13 protein-coding genes are annotated in these 16,139 nt (G+C 47.8%); 5 read left to right on the plus strand and 8 right to left on the minus strand.

Going from position 1 to position 16,139, the window contains the following annotated elements:
- Window positions 1-28: 28 nt before the first annotated feature.
- On the minus strand, window positions 29-1,738 hold the full coding sequence (locus C943_RS18915) for a capsule assembly Wzi family protein (RefSeq protein WP_008631150.1): 1,710 nt from the start codon (window positions 1,736-1,738) through the stop codon (window positions 29-31).
- Entirely contained in the window at window positions 1,735-2,490 is a 756-nt protein-coding gene (locus tag C943_RS18920; RefSeq protein WP_245545567.1) for a hypothetical protein, read from the minus strand. The genes C943_RS18915 and C943_RS18920 overlap by 4 nt, the downstream gene beginning before the upstream one ends.
- A gap of 81 nt (window positions 2,491-2,571) precedes the next feature.
- Between C943_RS18920 and C943_RS18925 the strand changes: the two genes are divergently transcribed.
- Together C943_RS18925 and C943_RS18930 are read left to right on the plus strand one after the other, a co-directional pair.
- Entirely contained in the window at window positions 2,572-3,642 is a 1,071-nt protein-coding gene (locus C943_RS18925; RefSeq protein WP_040481444.1) for an aminotransferase class I/II-fold pyridoxal phosphate-dependent enzyme, read from the plus strand.
- A gap of 12 nt (window positions 3,643-3,654) precedes the next feature.
- Entirely contained in the window at window positions 3,655-4,890 is a 1,236-nt protein-coding gene (locus C943_RS18930) for a serine hydrolase (protein ID WP_008631154.1), read from the plus strand.
- Between the two features lie 32 nt (window positions 4,891-4,922).
- Here C943_RS18930 and C943_RS18935 read toward each other — a convergent pair whose 3' ends face one another.
- The 5 genes from C943_RS18935 to C943_RS18955 form a co-directional block, all read right to left on the minus strand.
- Window positions 4,923-5,666 (minus strand): 1-(5-phosphoribosyl)-5-[(5-phosphoribosylamino)methylideneamino]imidazole-4-carboxamide isomerase, encoded by a 744-nt coding sequence (locus tag C943_RS18935; RefSeq protein WP_008631156.1) that lies wholly within the window; start codon window positions 5,664-5,666, stop codon window positions 4,923-4,925.
- A 163-nt stretch (window positions 5,667-5,829) separates the two neighbouring features.
- Window positions 5,830-6,864 carry a WD40/YVTN/BNR-like repeat-containing protein gene (locus tag C943_RS18940; protein WP_008631158.1) on the minus strand — a complete coding sequence of 345 codons (1,035 nt, stop codon included), beginning with the start codon at window positions 6,862-6,864 and terminating at the stop codon, window positions 5,830-5,832.
- A gap of 27 nt (window positions 6,865-6,891) precedes the next feature.
- Window positions 6,892-8,685: an ABC transporter ATP-binding protein gene (locus C943_RS18945; protein ID WP_008631160.1), complete on the minus strand. Its 1,794-nt coding sequence runs from the start codon at window positions 8,683-8,685 to the stop codon at window positions 6,892-6,894.
- Between the two features lie 157 nt (window positions 8,686-8,842).
- A complete protein-coding gene (locus C943_RS18950; protein ID WP_008631163.1) occupies window positions 8,843-9,157 on the minus strand; it encodes a DUF6787 family protein in 315 nt (104 codons plus the stop codon).
- A gap of 68 nt (window positions 9,158-9,225) precedes the next feature.
- The gene (locus C943_RS18955; protein ID WP_040481367.1) at window positions 9,226-10,959 is read right to left on the minus strand and encodes a M14 family zinc carboxypeptidase; all 1,734 of its coding nucleotides are present in this window, start codon (window positions 10,957-10,959) and stop codon (window positions 9,226-9,228) included.
- A 157-nt stretch (window positions 10,960-11,116) separates the two neighbouring features.
- On the opposite strand from C943_RS18955, the gene C943_RS18960 reads away from it, so the two are divergent.
- Complete coding sequence (locus C943_RS18960) at window positions 11,117-12,028, plus strand: lysophospholipid acyltransferase family protein (RefSeq protein ID WP_211208901.1); 912 nt, start codon at window positions 11,117-11,119, stop codon at window positions 12,026-12,028.
- Between the two features lie 36 nt (window positions 12,029-12,064).
- Here C943_RS18960 and C943_RS18965 read toward each other — a convergent pair whose 3' ends face one another.
- The gene (locus C943_RS18965; protein ID WP_008631168.1) at window positions 12,065-12,580 is read right to left on the minus strand and encodes an FKBP-type peptidyl-prolyl cis-trans isomerase; all 516 of its coding nucleotides are present in this window, start codon (window positions 12,578-12,580) and stop codon (window positions 12,065-12,067) included.
- A 103-nt stretch (window positions 12,581-12,683) separates the two neighbouring features.
- On the opposite strand from C943_RS18965, the gene C943_RS18970 reads away from it, so the two are divergent.
- Window positions 12,684-13,268 (plus strand): VTT domain-containing protein, encoded by a 585-nt coding sequence (locus C943_RS18970; RefSeq protein ID WP_008631169.1) that lies wholly within the window; start codon window positions 12,684-12,686, stop codon window positions 13,266-13,268.
- A gap of 51 nt (window positions 13,269-13,319) precedes the next feature.
- Complete coding sequence (gene uvrA, locus C943_RS18975) at window positions 13,320-16,139, plus strand: excinuclease ABC subunit UvrA (protein WP_008631170.1); 2,820 nt, start codon at window positions 13,320-13,322, stop codon at window positions 16,137-16,139.

Genomic DNA, 16,139 nt, shown 5'->3' on the forward strand with positions numbered 1-16,139 from the left:
ACGCCACATGGTTCTTGTGGCGTTTTTTCTATTTGAGGATGTAGGTCAATCCAATATTGGCCACAAAGTTATTTTTATCCAAGCCTGGCACAAAGTAGATATCGGGGACATTCTCGAGATACCATTTGTAATTGAGCGTCTTTACCAATTGGAAATTGCCGTGCACCAGCAAGTTTCCAAATCTCCATTCCCCAATCAAAGAGGGAACCAAATCCACATACTTGTTTCGCCAATCCTTGGAAGCCTCATAGCGGAAATTGTAAAAATCATTGTTGTACACGATACGCTCAAACTGGAAAGCGATCCTGCTGAAATCCCTCACCCAGCCGATCTCTACCCAGTTGACATTGGCGGCAGGCCCATATCCCACACCCATGACTTGTCCGCGGTGGGTATAACCATGACGCACATGGTTGTGGATGTACCAAGTATCGAGATTGCGGATGCTTTGCCGGATGGTCTGTCCCGTTTGGGTCATCTCGGCACTGACTTGGATAAACTGCCGCTCCTTTTTCAAAGGGAAAAGGTTGGAAAACCCAAGGGTAAATCCGCGATTACGCTCAGGGGTGATCAGAAAGTCAGCAGCCCGGATCGAATTGCCGCGGGTGCCGTATTCACCATAAAACTCAAAATGTCCCTCGGGGCTTACCCAGCGGAAAAACCCAGAGCTGAATTGTTGCCGTCTGTCCCGTTCGGGGTTGAATACATTGTACAACCCTTTTTCTCCATTGAAAATCGGCAAGTAATCCTCAAACTTGACCATGTCGGCCTTGTACATGTGGTTGACCGAGCCATAGCCGATAGAAAACCCCGGGACCCACTTGGGCTGATAACTGATTATTAGCCCTGACATATACCTGTCTTCACCTTCGCGCTTCGGGAAAAAGACCGGGTTTTGTTGGAAAATGTAATCGGAATGCGGAGGCAAATAACCCGAATTTTTCAAAGTCCCAGCGACCAGCTGCCATTCAAATCCCCCAATTTTCGTCTGTATTGGTTTTTGGGTGTTGAGGGTATAATGAAGAAATCCCGGCGCATTGTTGCTCAGCAGCAGCGAACTCCGTTTACCTGGGCCCCACCATAGGTTTTCCGTGGATACACCAAGCGACAAGCCTTTGTGGTTGATTCTGAAGCTCGACTGCCCAGGCAAGAACCGGTTGTAGGAACCCTCCCCAAATCGCTCGGGCATGTCGATGCGGTTTAGGTATTCATAGTAATACAGGATAGTGGATTGATGCTCGATCGGGAACCCTTGGTAGTCCTTGTTTTGCGCAGTCAGGATCTCAGGTTGAAACTGAAAACTAAATTTCCAGAAACTTGTGTGGACTCCCAAACTGAAAATGTTCTGAAAACCCCGATTCGGAATCATCGCTCCGTCATTGGCGCCAAATGCATAATTGGAAGTGAATTGCAGGCGGTTCGTGATTGGGAGAACCAGAATGGTCAGCGGGTGTTTTTCACCCCATCGCTGATGAAATTCTGAGGTGTCCACATTGGTAAATGTGCTATCCAAATCGAAACCAACCGTCCGCTGAAACGCCTCTACGGGATAGAGTGGACGGATATTGAAGGAAACGTTTTTGTCCAATTTTCCCAACAGCTGCATGCGGCGCATGTATTCTTCCAACACCGGCGTACCCAAAGGAACGGTTTGGGCTTTTAAAGCAGGGCTTAAAAACCCTAGGGCAGCCAAAATCACCGAGAAGATAATGGTCAAGATATTTTTCCGCGCTTTCATAACACCGTCAATGTGTGGACCGTGATTTTCCCAACTGACCAGCTTTCGTCACATTTTGGATTTGGGCTATTCGTTTGACGCAACTCATCGCCCAAGGTGATCTTGATCGAGTCTGTATCGTGCTCGATCAGCTTGGAAAAGCTATATATCGTGGTGTAGTTTGGCGTCGCAGAAAAGAGGCAAAGTCCCGGAAGGTTAGTCCGAATCGCCCCTGTTTTTGGATCATTTTGTCGAAAGAAAATATCGGGGTATGACTGCCGTAAGCAAAAAGTGGAGACGCAGGGACTATTGGAAAAAGTTGTCCTAAAGACCTCCTGACCGTCCAAGACCATGTACCAAAAGTCGGGACCCGAAATACCTTCATCGGGATTCCCGTCCCAGCTGTCATGCGTCCAAAGTTCGATCGTGACCTTTACAATATTGTGACTAGGCAAATTGGGAACCGTCACCGTTACTTCTTCATTGTGGTAATTTCCCAACAAGGTATCCCGCTGGAATACAAATAGGCGACCATTTTCAAAGTTTGCTAAATCCAATTTTGAAAAATCATTGGAATAAACCAAGGTCTCGGGGTCGCAGCCACAGGCTGTATCCTGACAACTGCTGAGACTGAACAGTGCGGCAAAGAGGATGGAACAGAAGAGATTTACTAAAGAGGGTTTAATGGGCATTTCCAAATTCCATGTAAGTTGGGTAATCTTCGCGCGTGCTGGGAGGACTTGCAAAGAAAGAAAAAAATCTGTTACCGACATATTTTGAATGGACAAAGGGCCCTTCGGCAATTGCTGCACGGAAATAATTGTATTTTTGAAAGCATCAAGATGTCCGCTTTCATGGATTCCATTTACACCTTAGGCTCAAAAATCGGGACAAAAATTCGCTACCAGGGTAAGGACTTTTCCTTCTTCAGCGGTACTTCCTACTTGGGTATGGGTGAAGTGAAGGCATTTGAAGAAAAAATCACCGAGGGACTCCGCCGCTACGGTATCAGCCATGGCTTGAGTCGCATCAACAATGTCCGGCTGGATATCTATGAAAAATTTGAAAGTCATTTTGCATTGGATGCTGGGGCACCAGATGCTATCGTTTGGAGCTCAGGATTTTTGGCAGGAAATACAGCTGTTGATTTTTTAAGAACGCGACACCGACACATTTGGATAGCGCCGGGGACCCATCCTGCTGTGCTTCCTTCCGAAGTTTCAATCCAATCCCATTCGTCTCGGGAAGCTTGGAAAACTTGGTGTGAGGATGAAGCAGCGAAATTGCCCGCTTCGAATATCCTGATCCTTTCCAATTCGGTAGATGTATTGCATCCAACTGTCCATCATTTTGATTGGATTAGGGAGCTTCCGTCCAAACATGAATATACTTTGCTGATTGACGACAGTCACGGCTTCGGCGTATTGGGCGAGGGGATTTATGGATGTTATCACCTGTGGAAGCATTTGCCAGTCAATTTTCTCGTTTCAGGATCATTGGGAAAGGGCCTTTCAATGCCAGCCGGGATTATTCTTGGACCAAAAGAAATACTGGGAAAGATTCGGATGACAGCCACTTATCGGGGTGCTTCCCCACCGCCTCCTGCCTATCTTTTTGCCTTTCTGGAGGGATTGGATCTTTTCGAAAATCAGCGAAAAAAGCTGCATGCAAATATGTCCCTTGCTAATTCCCTCGATACCTTTGGGAAATTGGAACATGATCCGAACTTCCCTGTGTACGGATTAAAAGATGTCGCTTGGGTGGATCATTTGGAAAAATTCGGTTTCATCGTTTCCTCTTTCCCTTATCCTACGTCTAATGATCCATGTATCAATCGGATCGTTGTCTCTGCGGCCCACGAAGTAACCGATTTGGAGCGTTTGGATCAGGTATTGACAGAATTGTTCATGATGAACCAAGTATAAATACAGATCGATATGGGGTTAAAGTCTATTCTCTTTTTCCTTTTTGTTTTGGCAGGGTTTACTGCATCTGCCCAAAAAAAGGATCCACTCTCCAAAATACCCGACACCTATCCAGTTTTGCAAAAAGTCCTTGCAAATCCGGACGTTTACAAGGCACAAATTCTTTATTCCCAAATCGACCGGGACAAGAACAACAACCCATCCTGGCGGAATTTTGACTATCGCCTAGATGATGAAGTCTATTTCTACCCAGCGTCCACGGTGAAATTGCCGGTTGCCATCTTGGCTTTGGAATGGCTAGGCGAGCAGCAGGTTCCGGGACTCACAGCCGACACCCCGATGTTGACCGATTCGGTCCGCGCCTCCCAAATACCCGCTTGGACGGATAATACTTCAGCAAGCGGCCTTCCCAGCATCGCTCATTACATCAAGAAGATACTCCTTGTCAGTGACAATGACGCCTATAACAGGCTCTACGAATTGCTTGGACAGGACTACATCAACCAAAAAATGCGCGAAAAGGGCCTCATCCACACTGTTATCAACCATCGCCTGAGCATGCCTATGTCAGAGGCTGAAAACAGACATTTCAATCCGGTTCGTTTTGTGGATGCTACTGGGAAGACGGTCCTTGCCATCCCTGGCAGGGAAACGACATCCGTCTACGTCAATCGTGGAAACCCAACGATCGGAAAGGCTTACTACAGCGGCGGCAAGTTGGTCGAGCAGCCGATGGAATTCACTTACAAAAACAAATTTGCCCTGAGCGATCTTCATGGCGTGGTGCAGCGGATTGTGTTTCCCGAGAAATTCAAACCTTCAGAGCGTTTTCAAGTCTCTGAAGCTGATCGACAGTTCATTTTGAAATACATGTCCATGCTGCCCGGTGAATCCGATTATCCAAAATATACGCTGCCGGAATACTACGACAGCTACTCGAAATTTTTCAAGTTCGGCACGGACAAAAGCCCTATTCCAGCCCAATTCCGGATTTTCAACAAAACAGGGAATGCGTATGGTCATCTTTTGGATGGAAGCTATTTTGTGGATTTCGAAAATGGCATAGAATTTTTTGTGTCGGCGATCATTTATGCCAATTCCGACGAAACGCTGAACGACGACAAATACGAGTACGAGGAGATTGCATTCCCGTTTTTCGCGGAGTTGGGGGAGTACCTCTACCAAATCGAACTTTCCCGAAAAAAGAAAAGACAGGATGACCTGTCTTCTTTTAAATTCTCTTATTGAATTGTGGGGATAGCCTATGTCAATAGACCTTTTCAGACATTCTCGGCGATAAACCTGTCCAAGTCTTTGAGTGAAATCAGTCCTTCATAATATGCCCTGCCAAAAACCACGGCAGTCACGCCAATATCTTTGAGGCGTTTGAAATCATCGATATTGCGTACGCCTCCACTCGCTGCCAAGTGGATTTTGGGGAATTTTTCGACGATCTTTTTATAAAGATCAAAATTTGGTCCTTCCATCACCCCATCACGCGTCACATCGGAGACTTTGAGGTATTTCAGCCCACGTTCGTAGAAATATTCGATATGATCCATCACATCGATCTCGGTCTTTTTCAGCCATCCGCGGGTTTTGATTTTCATATCCTGTGGATTGGTGTCGGCGGCAAGAATGATTTTTTCGCGGCCATGGGATACAAGCCATTGCGAAAAGCGCTCGGGGTAAGTAGCTGCTACAGAAGCAGCGGTGATTGTTTTGGCTCCAAATTCAAAACATTTGATGACATCCCCGTCCGTCGAAATCCCCCCAGTAAAATCCACGATCAAGTCGGTATAGCCCGCAATTGCTTCCAATACGTGGTAATTCTTCGGTTCACCCCTTCTCGCACCATCCAGATCAACCAAGTGGAGCCATTTGATCCCATGATCCTCAAAAGCCTGGGCAATACCGAGTGGATTGGTAGAAATCACTTCTTCTGTCGAGAAATCCCCTCTTTTGAGACGGACACACTTCCCGTTGATCAGCCAAATGGACGGAATGATATCGAAATCTGACATAGCTTTGAATAGGTTGAGGTGGAAACTGGAACGCCGAACGGTATTGGAAATACTACTTTCGGGAGTTTTAAAGATAGCATAACTTAGAGCTATTTGACAAACCCCGCCCAAAAGTTTATGCGATTTCTGGCAAATTTGCAGCAGATTTTGGAAAAACCGGATATTAATTCAACCGGGCGATCCTCCCATTGGCGCCTGAAGCCCAAACAGAGGTTTTTGTATGGTCCAACTTCACCGCATGAAACCCCTCATCGGAGAATCGCTCCCAATTTTCGCCCACATTTTTGGAAAAATCGCTTCCATTTGGGCCCACGGCAATGAGCCAGTTGTATCTAGGGAAGTATGCTACACCTGACCTATAGCCTGTTGGGAAATTCCCTTTCGATAAGTTCCAGGTTTTGCCGCTGTCCAAAGAAATCATCGCATTGTTTTCAGAGAGGTCAGGTTTCGCAAAATCGCCTCCCACGGCCACCAAGGTACTTTGGTCGATCCTTTCCAAAGAAAAAATACCCTGACTGTCTTCCGCTTGCAGCATCGGGACTTCAAATTTTTCCCAATGAAAACCTTTGTTATTGGACCAATAAATCTTGCTGTTGGTGCCTGCTGCCGCAAACCAGATATAGTCTCCATCCGCAAGGATCGTCGATCCGGAAGCAGCAAAGGAACCGCCTCCATCCGGGCCATCGGGCGATAGTTCCAGCCAAGTCCACGTCTCTCCTTGGTCTCTTGATTCCAAAACCATCCATCTGCCGTCAACAACGTCGCCGATCGCATAGATATGGGATTGGTTGACGGAAAGGCCATCCAAAAATGCATTTGCCGGTCCTTCGTATTTCCTTTCCCAAGTCTGTCCACCGTCATTGGTCTTGTAGATGACTGCCGGCTGTCCTGCCGCTACCACGATGGCGGTTTTGGCATCCAAGCCCTCGATATCCCTGAAATCGACGGAGTCAAGCCCGTCGATGATACCGGATTCCCAGGTATTTCCTCCGTCCAACGTTCTCAGCCAAGTACCTTTTGAGCCGCTCGCCCATACGATTTGCTCGGTAATTGGGGAAAGCCCGCGGATTGAGATATCGGTTCCCGTTTCGAAGATTTCCCAAGTGGTTGGAGATTCGGGGAAGTCTTTATTGGCTTTTGAAAAACAAGCGCCGAGCAAAAAAATCGAAAGAATGTAAAAAGGAGTGTACGGTTTCATGAAATGTTGTTTAACTGAAATTTCCGATCAGGTATCTGCAAACTGCAACCTGACCAAATTGGCATAAAAGCCCTCAGATTTTTTCGCCAATGTATCGTGTGAACCCTGTTCCACGATTTCGCCTTCTTTGAGGACATAAATTCGGTCGACTTTGCGGATGGTGGCGAGCCTGTGCGCAATGATGATCGTCGTCCGATCTTTCATGAGCTTGTCAAGTGCCTCCTGAACCAAAGCCTCTGATTCGGCGTCTAGCGAAGAAGTAGCTTCATCCAAAACCAAAATCGCCGGATCTTTTAAAATCGCCCGTGCAATGGCCACGCGCTGCCGCTGTCCCCCCGACAGCTTGACGCCTCGCTCGCCTACTTTGGTATCCAAGCCCTCGGGGAACTTGCTGATAAACTGCCAGGCGTTTGCTTTTTTGGCGGCTGCGATAATTTCCTCATCGCTCGCACCGGGCTTGGCATAGGCGATGTTTTCGCGAATGCTTCCCCCAAACAACAGCACTTCCTGCGGAACAATTCCAATATTTCTTCTCAATTGCTTCAAGTTCCATTTTTCCAAAGGTTTCCCATCTACAAGAATACTGCCGTGGTTTAGCTCATATAGCCTCAGGAGCAACTGGATAATGGTGGATTTGCCGGCCCCGCTGTGTCCGGCCAAGGCCACTTTGTCGCCGGCGCCAATGTGGAACGTGACATTCTTGAGCACGTCGACCTCGGGCCTTGTGGGGTACTGGAATTTGACGTTTTGGAAAGAAATTTCGCCTGAAATCGGAGTTGCCTGATAATCTGCCGTCGAAGCTTCCGGAGCTTCGTCGAGGATTTCCAAGACACGCTCGGAGGAACCAATGGCCTTTTGGATTTGTCCGTAGATATCACCCAAGCCAGCAATCGAACCGCCGATAAACGTGGTGTACAATACAAATGACACCAAATCGCCCACACTCATCTCTCCTGAAGCAACCAAGGAAGCACCATACCACATCACAGCTACAATCCCGCCGAACAAAGCGAAAATGATAAAGGAGATAAACGCACCACGGTAGCCCGCTGCTTTCATCGCGATTTGGACGACCCGGTCAAGACCGCGTTTGTAGCGGTTGGATTCATAATCTTCTCCTGTAAAGGACTTTACGGTCATAATCGAGTGCAGCGTCTCCTCTACGATCACATTTGCGGCCGCGAGTTCGTCCTGGGTCTGCTTGGAGAGCTTTCTGATAAATCTCCCAAAGACCATGGCCAGAATGATCAAAACAGGGAAAGTCGCCAGCATGAACAGGGTCAACTTTGGTGTGGTGACAATCAAGAACCCAACACCGGCCAAAAGCGTGATGATCTGCCTGAACAATTCGGCCAAAGTCACAGAAAACGTATCCTGCAGCAGGCTGACGTCGGAAGTGATCCTGCTGATCAATTCCCCGGTTCGCCTTTTGTCAAAAAAGGTCATCGGCAACTGTACCAATTTTGCATAAAGAGCAGTCCGGATATCCCGCATGCTGCTCTCCGAAACCTTGGCAAACAGCCATACCCGAAAGAATGAAAAGACGCTTTGCACCAGCAAAATTCCCAAAAGAACAAGTGCAATGCTGTTGATGTCATTCAAAAGCCATTCTTTTCCGGAAGCTGTATCTATCAGTTTTCCTGCTACAAAAGGAAATGTCAGCAGCGTAAGGCTCGACATAAGCAGAAAAAGCATTCCCCAGAAAAAATTTGCCCGGTAGGGCCAAACAAATCGAAAAATCCCTTTGAGCTTGCCTAGGTTTTGCTTGTTCAGCTTACGCTTCTCATGTTCTTCAAGGGCATTGCCTCTTTTTTTGGCCATGATAATAATGAATTGAAAATCAAATCGGGCTCAAATTTAAGGATTCAATCCAGCGTGGAAGCCCATTGTTTGATTTTTTTATATGTGGAAAAAAGCGACAGAATGAAAAACCCGTTCTTTATTTCACAGGCTTTCTACACAAAGAACTTTGGGAAAATCACTTCCTTCCGATAATCCTCCTGAATAATGCCTTTTCCTTTTCCCAAAAAAACGCGAATTGCCCGAACACAAATCCCCAAGCCAGGAGGAAAATCTGGTACAGCGGCAACACGAGCAGGAGGTAAACCACCGTCTTCCAAAACCCACCCCGCTCCATGCTGATGCCGAGAAAATCGAAAATGGGTTTTTTGATAAACAGGATCGTGAATCCCGTCAGGGCAAAAACGAGCAACACCAATAGGACCTGCCGAAGGCTTTGCAGGTTCCATTTTGATTGGAGTCTTTGGAGGAAATTAGGTGGTGGATTACTCATAAGTAAAAACTAGCAGCTGTTTTCAAGCCCCAAAGAAACAACAAAACACCCAAACTGTATTTTCAAACTCAATATTCCAACCTGAAAACAGGATACAGGTTGTGTTCCTTTTCCTTCCACGGCGAGCGCTCGTAGACCCAGCGGAGTTGCGCGGAGGCGTTCTTGGCAAATTCAGGATTGTTGGCCCTTTCAGCCTCCAGTTCCTTTTGAAGGCTCGGATTTTCACGCAGGTACGATGCCGCAAGGTCCTCAAAGACATAAGCAGAATAGCCTTCCTTTTGCTGCAGAATGGTATCAAAGAAGTTCCAAGCAAAGAAACTATCCTCGCCTTCGGGTTCCAGCACCTCGATGATATAGCGGTTTGCCTCCTGATTCATCGGAATCAGGTAATCGCCCTTTCGGAAGGTAATCGCCCTTGTGGATTTGGTCACTTTGATTTGGGAGTGTAAGTAATGCCCTTCAAATGGCCTTTGGGCAGTCTGAAAATCGGCGATATGGTAGGCGGCTACGGTGAGGAGGGTGTCCTTTTCCAATCGCTCCAACCTGACACCATTCCGTTTTAGGTTTTCGATGACGGTAAACCAACCTTGGGGAATGAGATAGGCCCTCGGCCTTTGGATCGTCAGTGTTTCTTGGTAGCCGTCATAAAACTTGATTGTCGCCGTGAAAGCTTGCTCGCGGTCGTAATAGAGCCTCGGCAGTCCGGAGACTTCGGATGTTTTTTGTCCGGAGCGGTAGCCAAGAAACTCAAACTCGCGGTATTCGCTTCTGTCGATGGTGTGGTTTAGTCCGAAGTTCACTTGGTTGATTTTCGCCTTTCGGTCCGCGTTGACCATATCGGCAATGCGCTGACCATCACGGGCCAACACATCCAAAAAAACCTCCAAGAGCGCATAGGTGGAATTCACTCTTTGGTCATAGGGTTTGAGCATGTGTGTCTCAGGCATAAAGCTCAAGGTCCCAAAAAGTGCTGCAAACCCACTGCTGTACCGTCCCGAATCCTTGAATTGGTTCCAGCCATCCTCCGGCTTCGAGCCGTAGGCATTGACATAGGGGATCATGGGGAATCCTTTCGACTTCATTTTTTCATACAACATCGGATCCAATTCCTCCCGAAGGTATTTTCCCGGCATTCCGCCTAGTCGATTGTGTTGGGTAGAAATCAGGGTCATCACATGCTGGTAATCGGCGCCGTTGGACACATGCGTATCGACAATTATGTGTGGACTCAGCCAAGCGAAGATCTCCTGAAAACTTTGCGCATTGCGTGTATCAGCCTTGATAAAATCCCTGTTGAGATCGTAGTTTCTGGCATTTGCGCGGAATCCGTAGGCCTCTGGGCCATTTTGGTTGACTCGGCTGAAGGAACCCCGATTGAGATGCCCGCCGATGTTGTAGACTGGGATGATGGCTATTGCGAGGTCGGTGGGTACTTTGATTTTTCCCAAGAGAATATCCCTCAGCCACATCATGGAGGCATCTATCCCATCCGGCTCACCGGGATGGATACCATTGTTGACAAACAGGACGGGTCGCTTGTCCTTGTGCCACTTGGCCGGATCAAAGTCGCCCTGCTGATCAAAAAGGACGACATGAAGAGGATATCCAGCATCCGTCATGCCTTTCTCAACGATTTTCACAGCCTTGAAATCCCGTGCCAGAAGCTGGAAATAATCGATCACTGCCCCGTATTCAGGAGTTTCTTTTCCGCCGGATTTTTCGAATAACGTTATGTACTTACCCTGTGAAAACGCGGGAAAACAAGCTGAAATGGAGAGAAGGATGCAGAGGATTTTTTTCATGTTCAAAAATGAAAAAAAAGCCTTATAAAAACCATAAGGCAATTTTCGGTGCAAAATTTATCACGGCAATTTATTTTTACAGCCGGAATGCCGTTTATACCCTTGTAATGGGTACATAGCCCTCTATTTTGTCTGTGCCAGAAAGATGTCCCAAATCATGAACGAAAAGAGACCCTTTCCCAAAAGAATAAAGTATTGGTTATTGCTGGTTTTCGTGCGTGCCTTGCTTTTTCTTGCCAGCATTTGCCCCCGAAGGCCCTTGCTTATTTTTTGTGGTGGATTAGGGGCCCTTGCCTTTAGACTTCTCAAGGATCCCCGACAAAAGACGATCAACAACTTGACGCTCGTTTATGGGAAGGAAAAAACTGAAGCCGAGATTGAAGCGATAGGTCTGCGGGTTTTCAAGATGATAGGAAAGAATGCCGCAGATGTATTCAGGTCAGTCAACATGAAGGAGCTCGGGGATTTTAAGAAAGTGGTGGAAGTCGTCGGCGAAGAAAATCTCAAAGAAGCTTTGGCATCTAAAAAGGGCGTAATTGTGCTCAGTGCCCATGTTGGGGCTTTTGAAATGATCGGAACATACCTCGCCCTGATGGATCTCCGGCCCCAGATCATCGGAAAGCAACTTAAGGATCCCAAACTGAACGCCCTGATGATGGAAAATCGCAGCCGAAGGGGAGCAGAGGCGATCGAACGCGGAAAAGACAACCTAAAGGTGGTCCGCAACCTGAAATCAGGGGGCGTAGTGGGCATGTTGATCGATCAGGATACCACGGTGAAGAGTGTCTTTGTGGACTTTATGGGTATTCCGGCAGCTACGCCTGTAGGCGCGGCGCTATTCGCGTTGCGCACAGGCGCCAAAGTCGTACCGATGGGCATGTGCTTGGGTGAGGATTTGCAGCAACATTTGACGATTTACCCCGCTTTGGAGATGGTATCAACAGGAAACGAGGAACTTGATTTGATTACCAATACCCAAATGCTTTCAAAAGCCTCCGAACGACTCATCCAAAAAGACCCACTTCAATGGGTTTGGATGCATGAACGTTGGAAAACCCGGCCCGAATAAGGAAAAAGTTTCCTAAATCATTGCCGAAAAACACTTTTAGTGATGATGCCCTCCCGGACCATGCACATGTCCATGGGCAATTTCCTCGGGGTCCGCATCACGTACAGAAACAATCTGTCCCGTAAAATACAAATCGAAACCGGCCAAAGGCGGATTGAAGTCCATGTGCACGCCACGATAATCGATTTTGGTGATTTCTCCGCGCAGGTGGTTTCCCTTATCATCCTGCATGGGAATGACCTTGCCGACTCTGAGAAGGTCTTTGTTTTTCTTCCCATCTTCTTTGAAGTTGGCTTTGGGAAGGATGACCTTTTTGCTGTCGTCATAGTCCCCATATCCATGTTCGAAGTCTATAAACACCTCAAATCTATCCCCTGCTGATTTCCCCTCAATAGCTGCCTCCAAAGCCGGCAATACATGTCCGGTTCCGAATAGGAAATGAAAAGGCGCGCTGGGACTTACTTTTTCGCGGAAGGTTTTGCCGGATTCCCCGTCATCCACGTGCAGTTCATAGCTGATAGCGACGACTTTGTTTGGTGCAATTTTCTCCATGTTATTTTTTGGTAGGCTGGCGCAAAAATAAGACAAAAATACCATTGACCGACAGAAGGAGAATCTCTACGGGATTCAATATATTGAGGAAAATAAATCAAAAATGAAAACACCTCGGTCTCTTTACGACAGGCACAGGTTTTTGATCAGTAACATCCTCAAGGGTTTTTTGGGCTTTGGGATATTAATCCTGGCACTACACCTGATACGTTTCAACTTTACCGAATCCGAGCGGTTTGATTGGATGCAGCCCTTGTATGAAAGGCCAAATTTGGTCATGGTGCTGTTTTTCGCTTCCGAGTTGTTATTTGGAATCATACCGCCCGAGTTGTTTATGCTTTGGGCCATGCAGACCCAATACCTCGGCCCCTACGCTTGGAGTATCTGCATACTTTCTATTTTTTCATATTGCATTGGTGCTTTCAATTATTTTCTGGGCCGATTCCTAAGGGATAGGATAGACTGGCTTCACGGAAAAAGCAAGTTGGTCAGAAAATATAGGCTTATGTTCGAAAAATACGGGAGCGAATTGGTGATCGTGGCCGCTACCAGCCCAATTCCTTTCAGCTTGGTCTCCCTTTTGGGAGGTGCCGGCGGATTGGGAAGAAGAGAATACCTCATCAACAGCCTGTACCGATTTCCACGTTACTTTTTGTATGCCTATGCGCTTTGGCGGATCGAGGGCTAATCTTTTCAACAAATTACCATTTCCGAGGTTGATTGGGTATCTTCGCGGTTTATGAATAATCCAACTTCCTTACCTGCCATTTCCGTAGATCACCTTGACCCCAAGGAGTTTATCATCATCAAAAATGCCAAGGTCAACAATCTCAAAAACCTCAGCGTTGCCATTCCCCGCAACAAGCTGGTGGTGGTGACCGGTCTCTCAGGTTCGGGCAAGTCTTCCCTGGCATTCGATACGCTTTTTGCGGAAGGACAACGGATGTATGTGGAGAGCCTTAGTTCTTATGCAAGGCAGTTTCTCGGAAGGATGGAAAAACCCGACGTCGAATACATCAAGGGTGTCTCTCCAGCCATTGCGATCCAACAAAAAGTCACAACAAAAAACCCCCGATCCACTGTCGGAACGACCACAGAAATCTATGATTACCTCAAATTGCTTTTCAGCCGGATCGGTCGTACAATATCGCCTGTAAGTGGGGAAGAGGTCAGGCACCATACCGTAACGGATGTGGTGGATTTCATCCAGGGATTTGAAGAAGGGGAAAAAGTGATGATCTCCTGCCCCCTGCATATTGCATCTGGGCGGAACGTGAAGCAGGAGCTCGAACTGCTGCTCCAAAAGGGATTTACCCGTATCCTGATTGATGGCGATGCCTACTTCGTCGAGGATATGGTACATGCGCCGAGCTTGCCCAAAGGAAACCTGGAAATATTAATCGATAGGATATCCATTGTGCCTGGGGATGAAGACAATCAATTCCGAACAGCCGATTCTGTGCAGACGGCATTTTTTGAGGGCCATGGGGAATGCACAGTCACTGTGCCCGATAAGGTCAGGAAAACCTTCTCGGACCGCTTCGAACTCGATGGCATGAGCTTCGAAATCCCCTCGGTCAATTTCTTCAGTTTCAACAATCCCTACGGCGCCTGCAAGCGCTGCGAGGGTTTTGGAAATGTACTGGGCGTCGATCCTGATTTGGTTTTCCCGGACAAAAGCCTCAGCATCTACGAAGGTGCGATCGCTCCGTGGCGGGGAGAAAGCAGCAGCAAATGGCTCGAACCCTTGGTCAAAAAGGGGATCTATTTCGATTTCCCCATCCACCGGGCCTATGAGGAATTGGAAGATTGGCACCGAGATCTGTTGTGGACGGGCAACCAGTATTTCCAAGGCCTCAACGACTTCTTTGCCGACCTCGAAACGAAGACCCACAAAATTCAATATAGGGTGATGCTTTCCCGATTCCGGGGAAGGACCACCTGCCCCGATTGTCGGGGCACAAGGCTCAGAAAGGATGCCTCCTATGTCAAGATCAGCGGCAAGTCCATCACCGACCTGGTGCTCCTGCCGATCGAAAAATGCCTCAATTTCTTCAGGCAGTTGGAGCTTTCAGAAACTGATCAAAAGGTCGCCAACCGTCTGCTTAAAGAAATCCTGAATAGGCTCGAATACATCGAAAAAGTTGGCTTGGGGTACCTGACGCTCAATAGGTTGACCTCCACGCTTTCGGGTGGTGAATATCAGCGGATCAAACTGGCCACCTCGCTCGGGTCTGCTTTGGTAGGTTCGATGTACATTTTGGATGAGCCAAGTATCGGACTCCATCCGAGGGACACGGACCGATTGATTGAGGTTTTGAATTCCCTACGGGACCTGGGCAATACCGTCATCGTGGTCGAGCACGAGGAAAAAATCATGAAAGCTGCGGACCAAATCATCGATATCGGACCAGAAGCGGGAGTCAAAGGAGGACACTTGGTGTATCAGGGAGATCTGAAGGACATGCTCGTGGAAGCCAATACCTTCACAGCCAAATACCTTCGGGGGGAAGAGAAAATCCAAGACAAGCGCTCCAACCGCAAATGGAGGCAATACATCGAAGTCAAAGGCGCTCGGGAAAACAACCTGAAGAACCTGACTGTCCGCTTTCCCTTGCAGGCGCTGACCGTAGTGACAGGTGTCAGTGGGTCCGGCAAGTCCACGCTGATCAAGAAAGTCCTCTATCCTGCCTTGGGAAAAACCCTGGGAACGGTCATCGATGAGACGGGCCGTTTTGACAAATTGGAGGGTGATTATAAAAAGATCACCCAAGTGGAGTTTGTGGACCAAAACCCCATCGGCAAGTCCTCCCGCTCGAATCCCGTCACCTATGTCAAGGCCTATGATGCCATCCGCACGCTCTACTCCGAGCAAACTTTGGCCAAACAGCGTGGCTATAAGCCTGCATTCTTTTCCTTCAATGTGGACGGTGGCCGCTGTGAAGCCTGCCAAGGCGAAGGAACGGTCACGGTAGAGATGCAGTTTATGGCAGACATTCACCTTACCTGCGAATCCTGCAAAGGCAAACGCTTCAAGAACGAAATCCTAGACATCAAATACCACGACAAAGACATATCCGAAGTATTGGACATGACCATCGACGAGGCCTTGGAGTTTTTCAATGGCAAGACCCAAATCACGGGCCGCTTGCAGGCGCTTCAGGAAGTTGGCTTGGGATATATCGGCATGGGACAATCCTCGAACACCCTCTCAGGTGGCGAAGCGCAGCGGGTCAAGTTGGCGTCTTTCTTGGGAAAAGGCGGCACCAAGCCGGGCGACCATATCCTTTTTATTTTTGATGAACCCACGACTGGCTTGCACTTCCACGATATTCGGAAGTTATTGTACTCCATCAATGCACTGGTAGACCAAGGCCACTCTGTGATCGTAATCGAGCACAACACTGAGGTCATCAAGGCGGCAGATTGGGTAATTGACTTGGGACCGGAAGGTGGGGAAAAGGGCGGACATATCACCTTTGAAGGCACCCCAGAAGAGCTGATGCAGCAAGAGGGTATTCACACAGCGAAGTATTTACGGGAGTCGTTTGTGGGGTAG

Origin of the sequence: Mariniradius saccharolyticus AK6 (assembly GCF_000330725.2) — a bacterium.
Classification (GTDB): domain Bacteria; phylum Bacteroidota; class Bacteroidia; order Cytophagales; family Cyclobacteriaceae; genus Mariniradius; species Mariniradius saccharolyticus.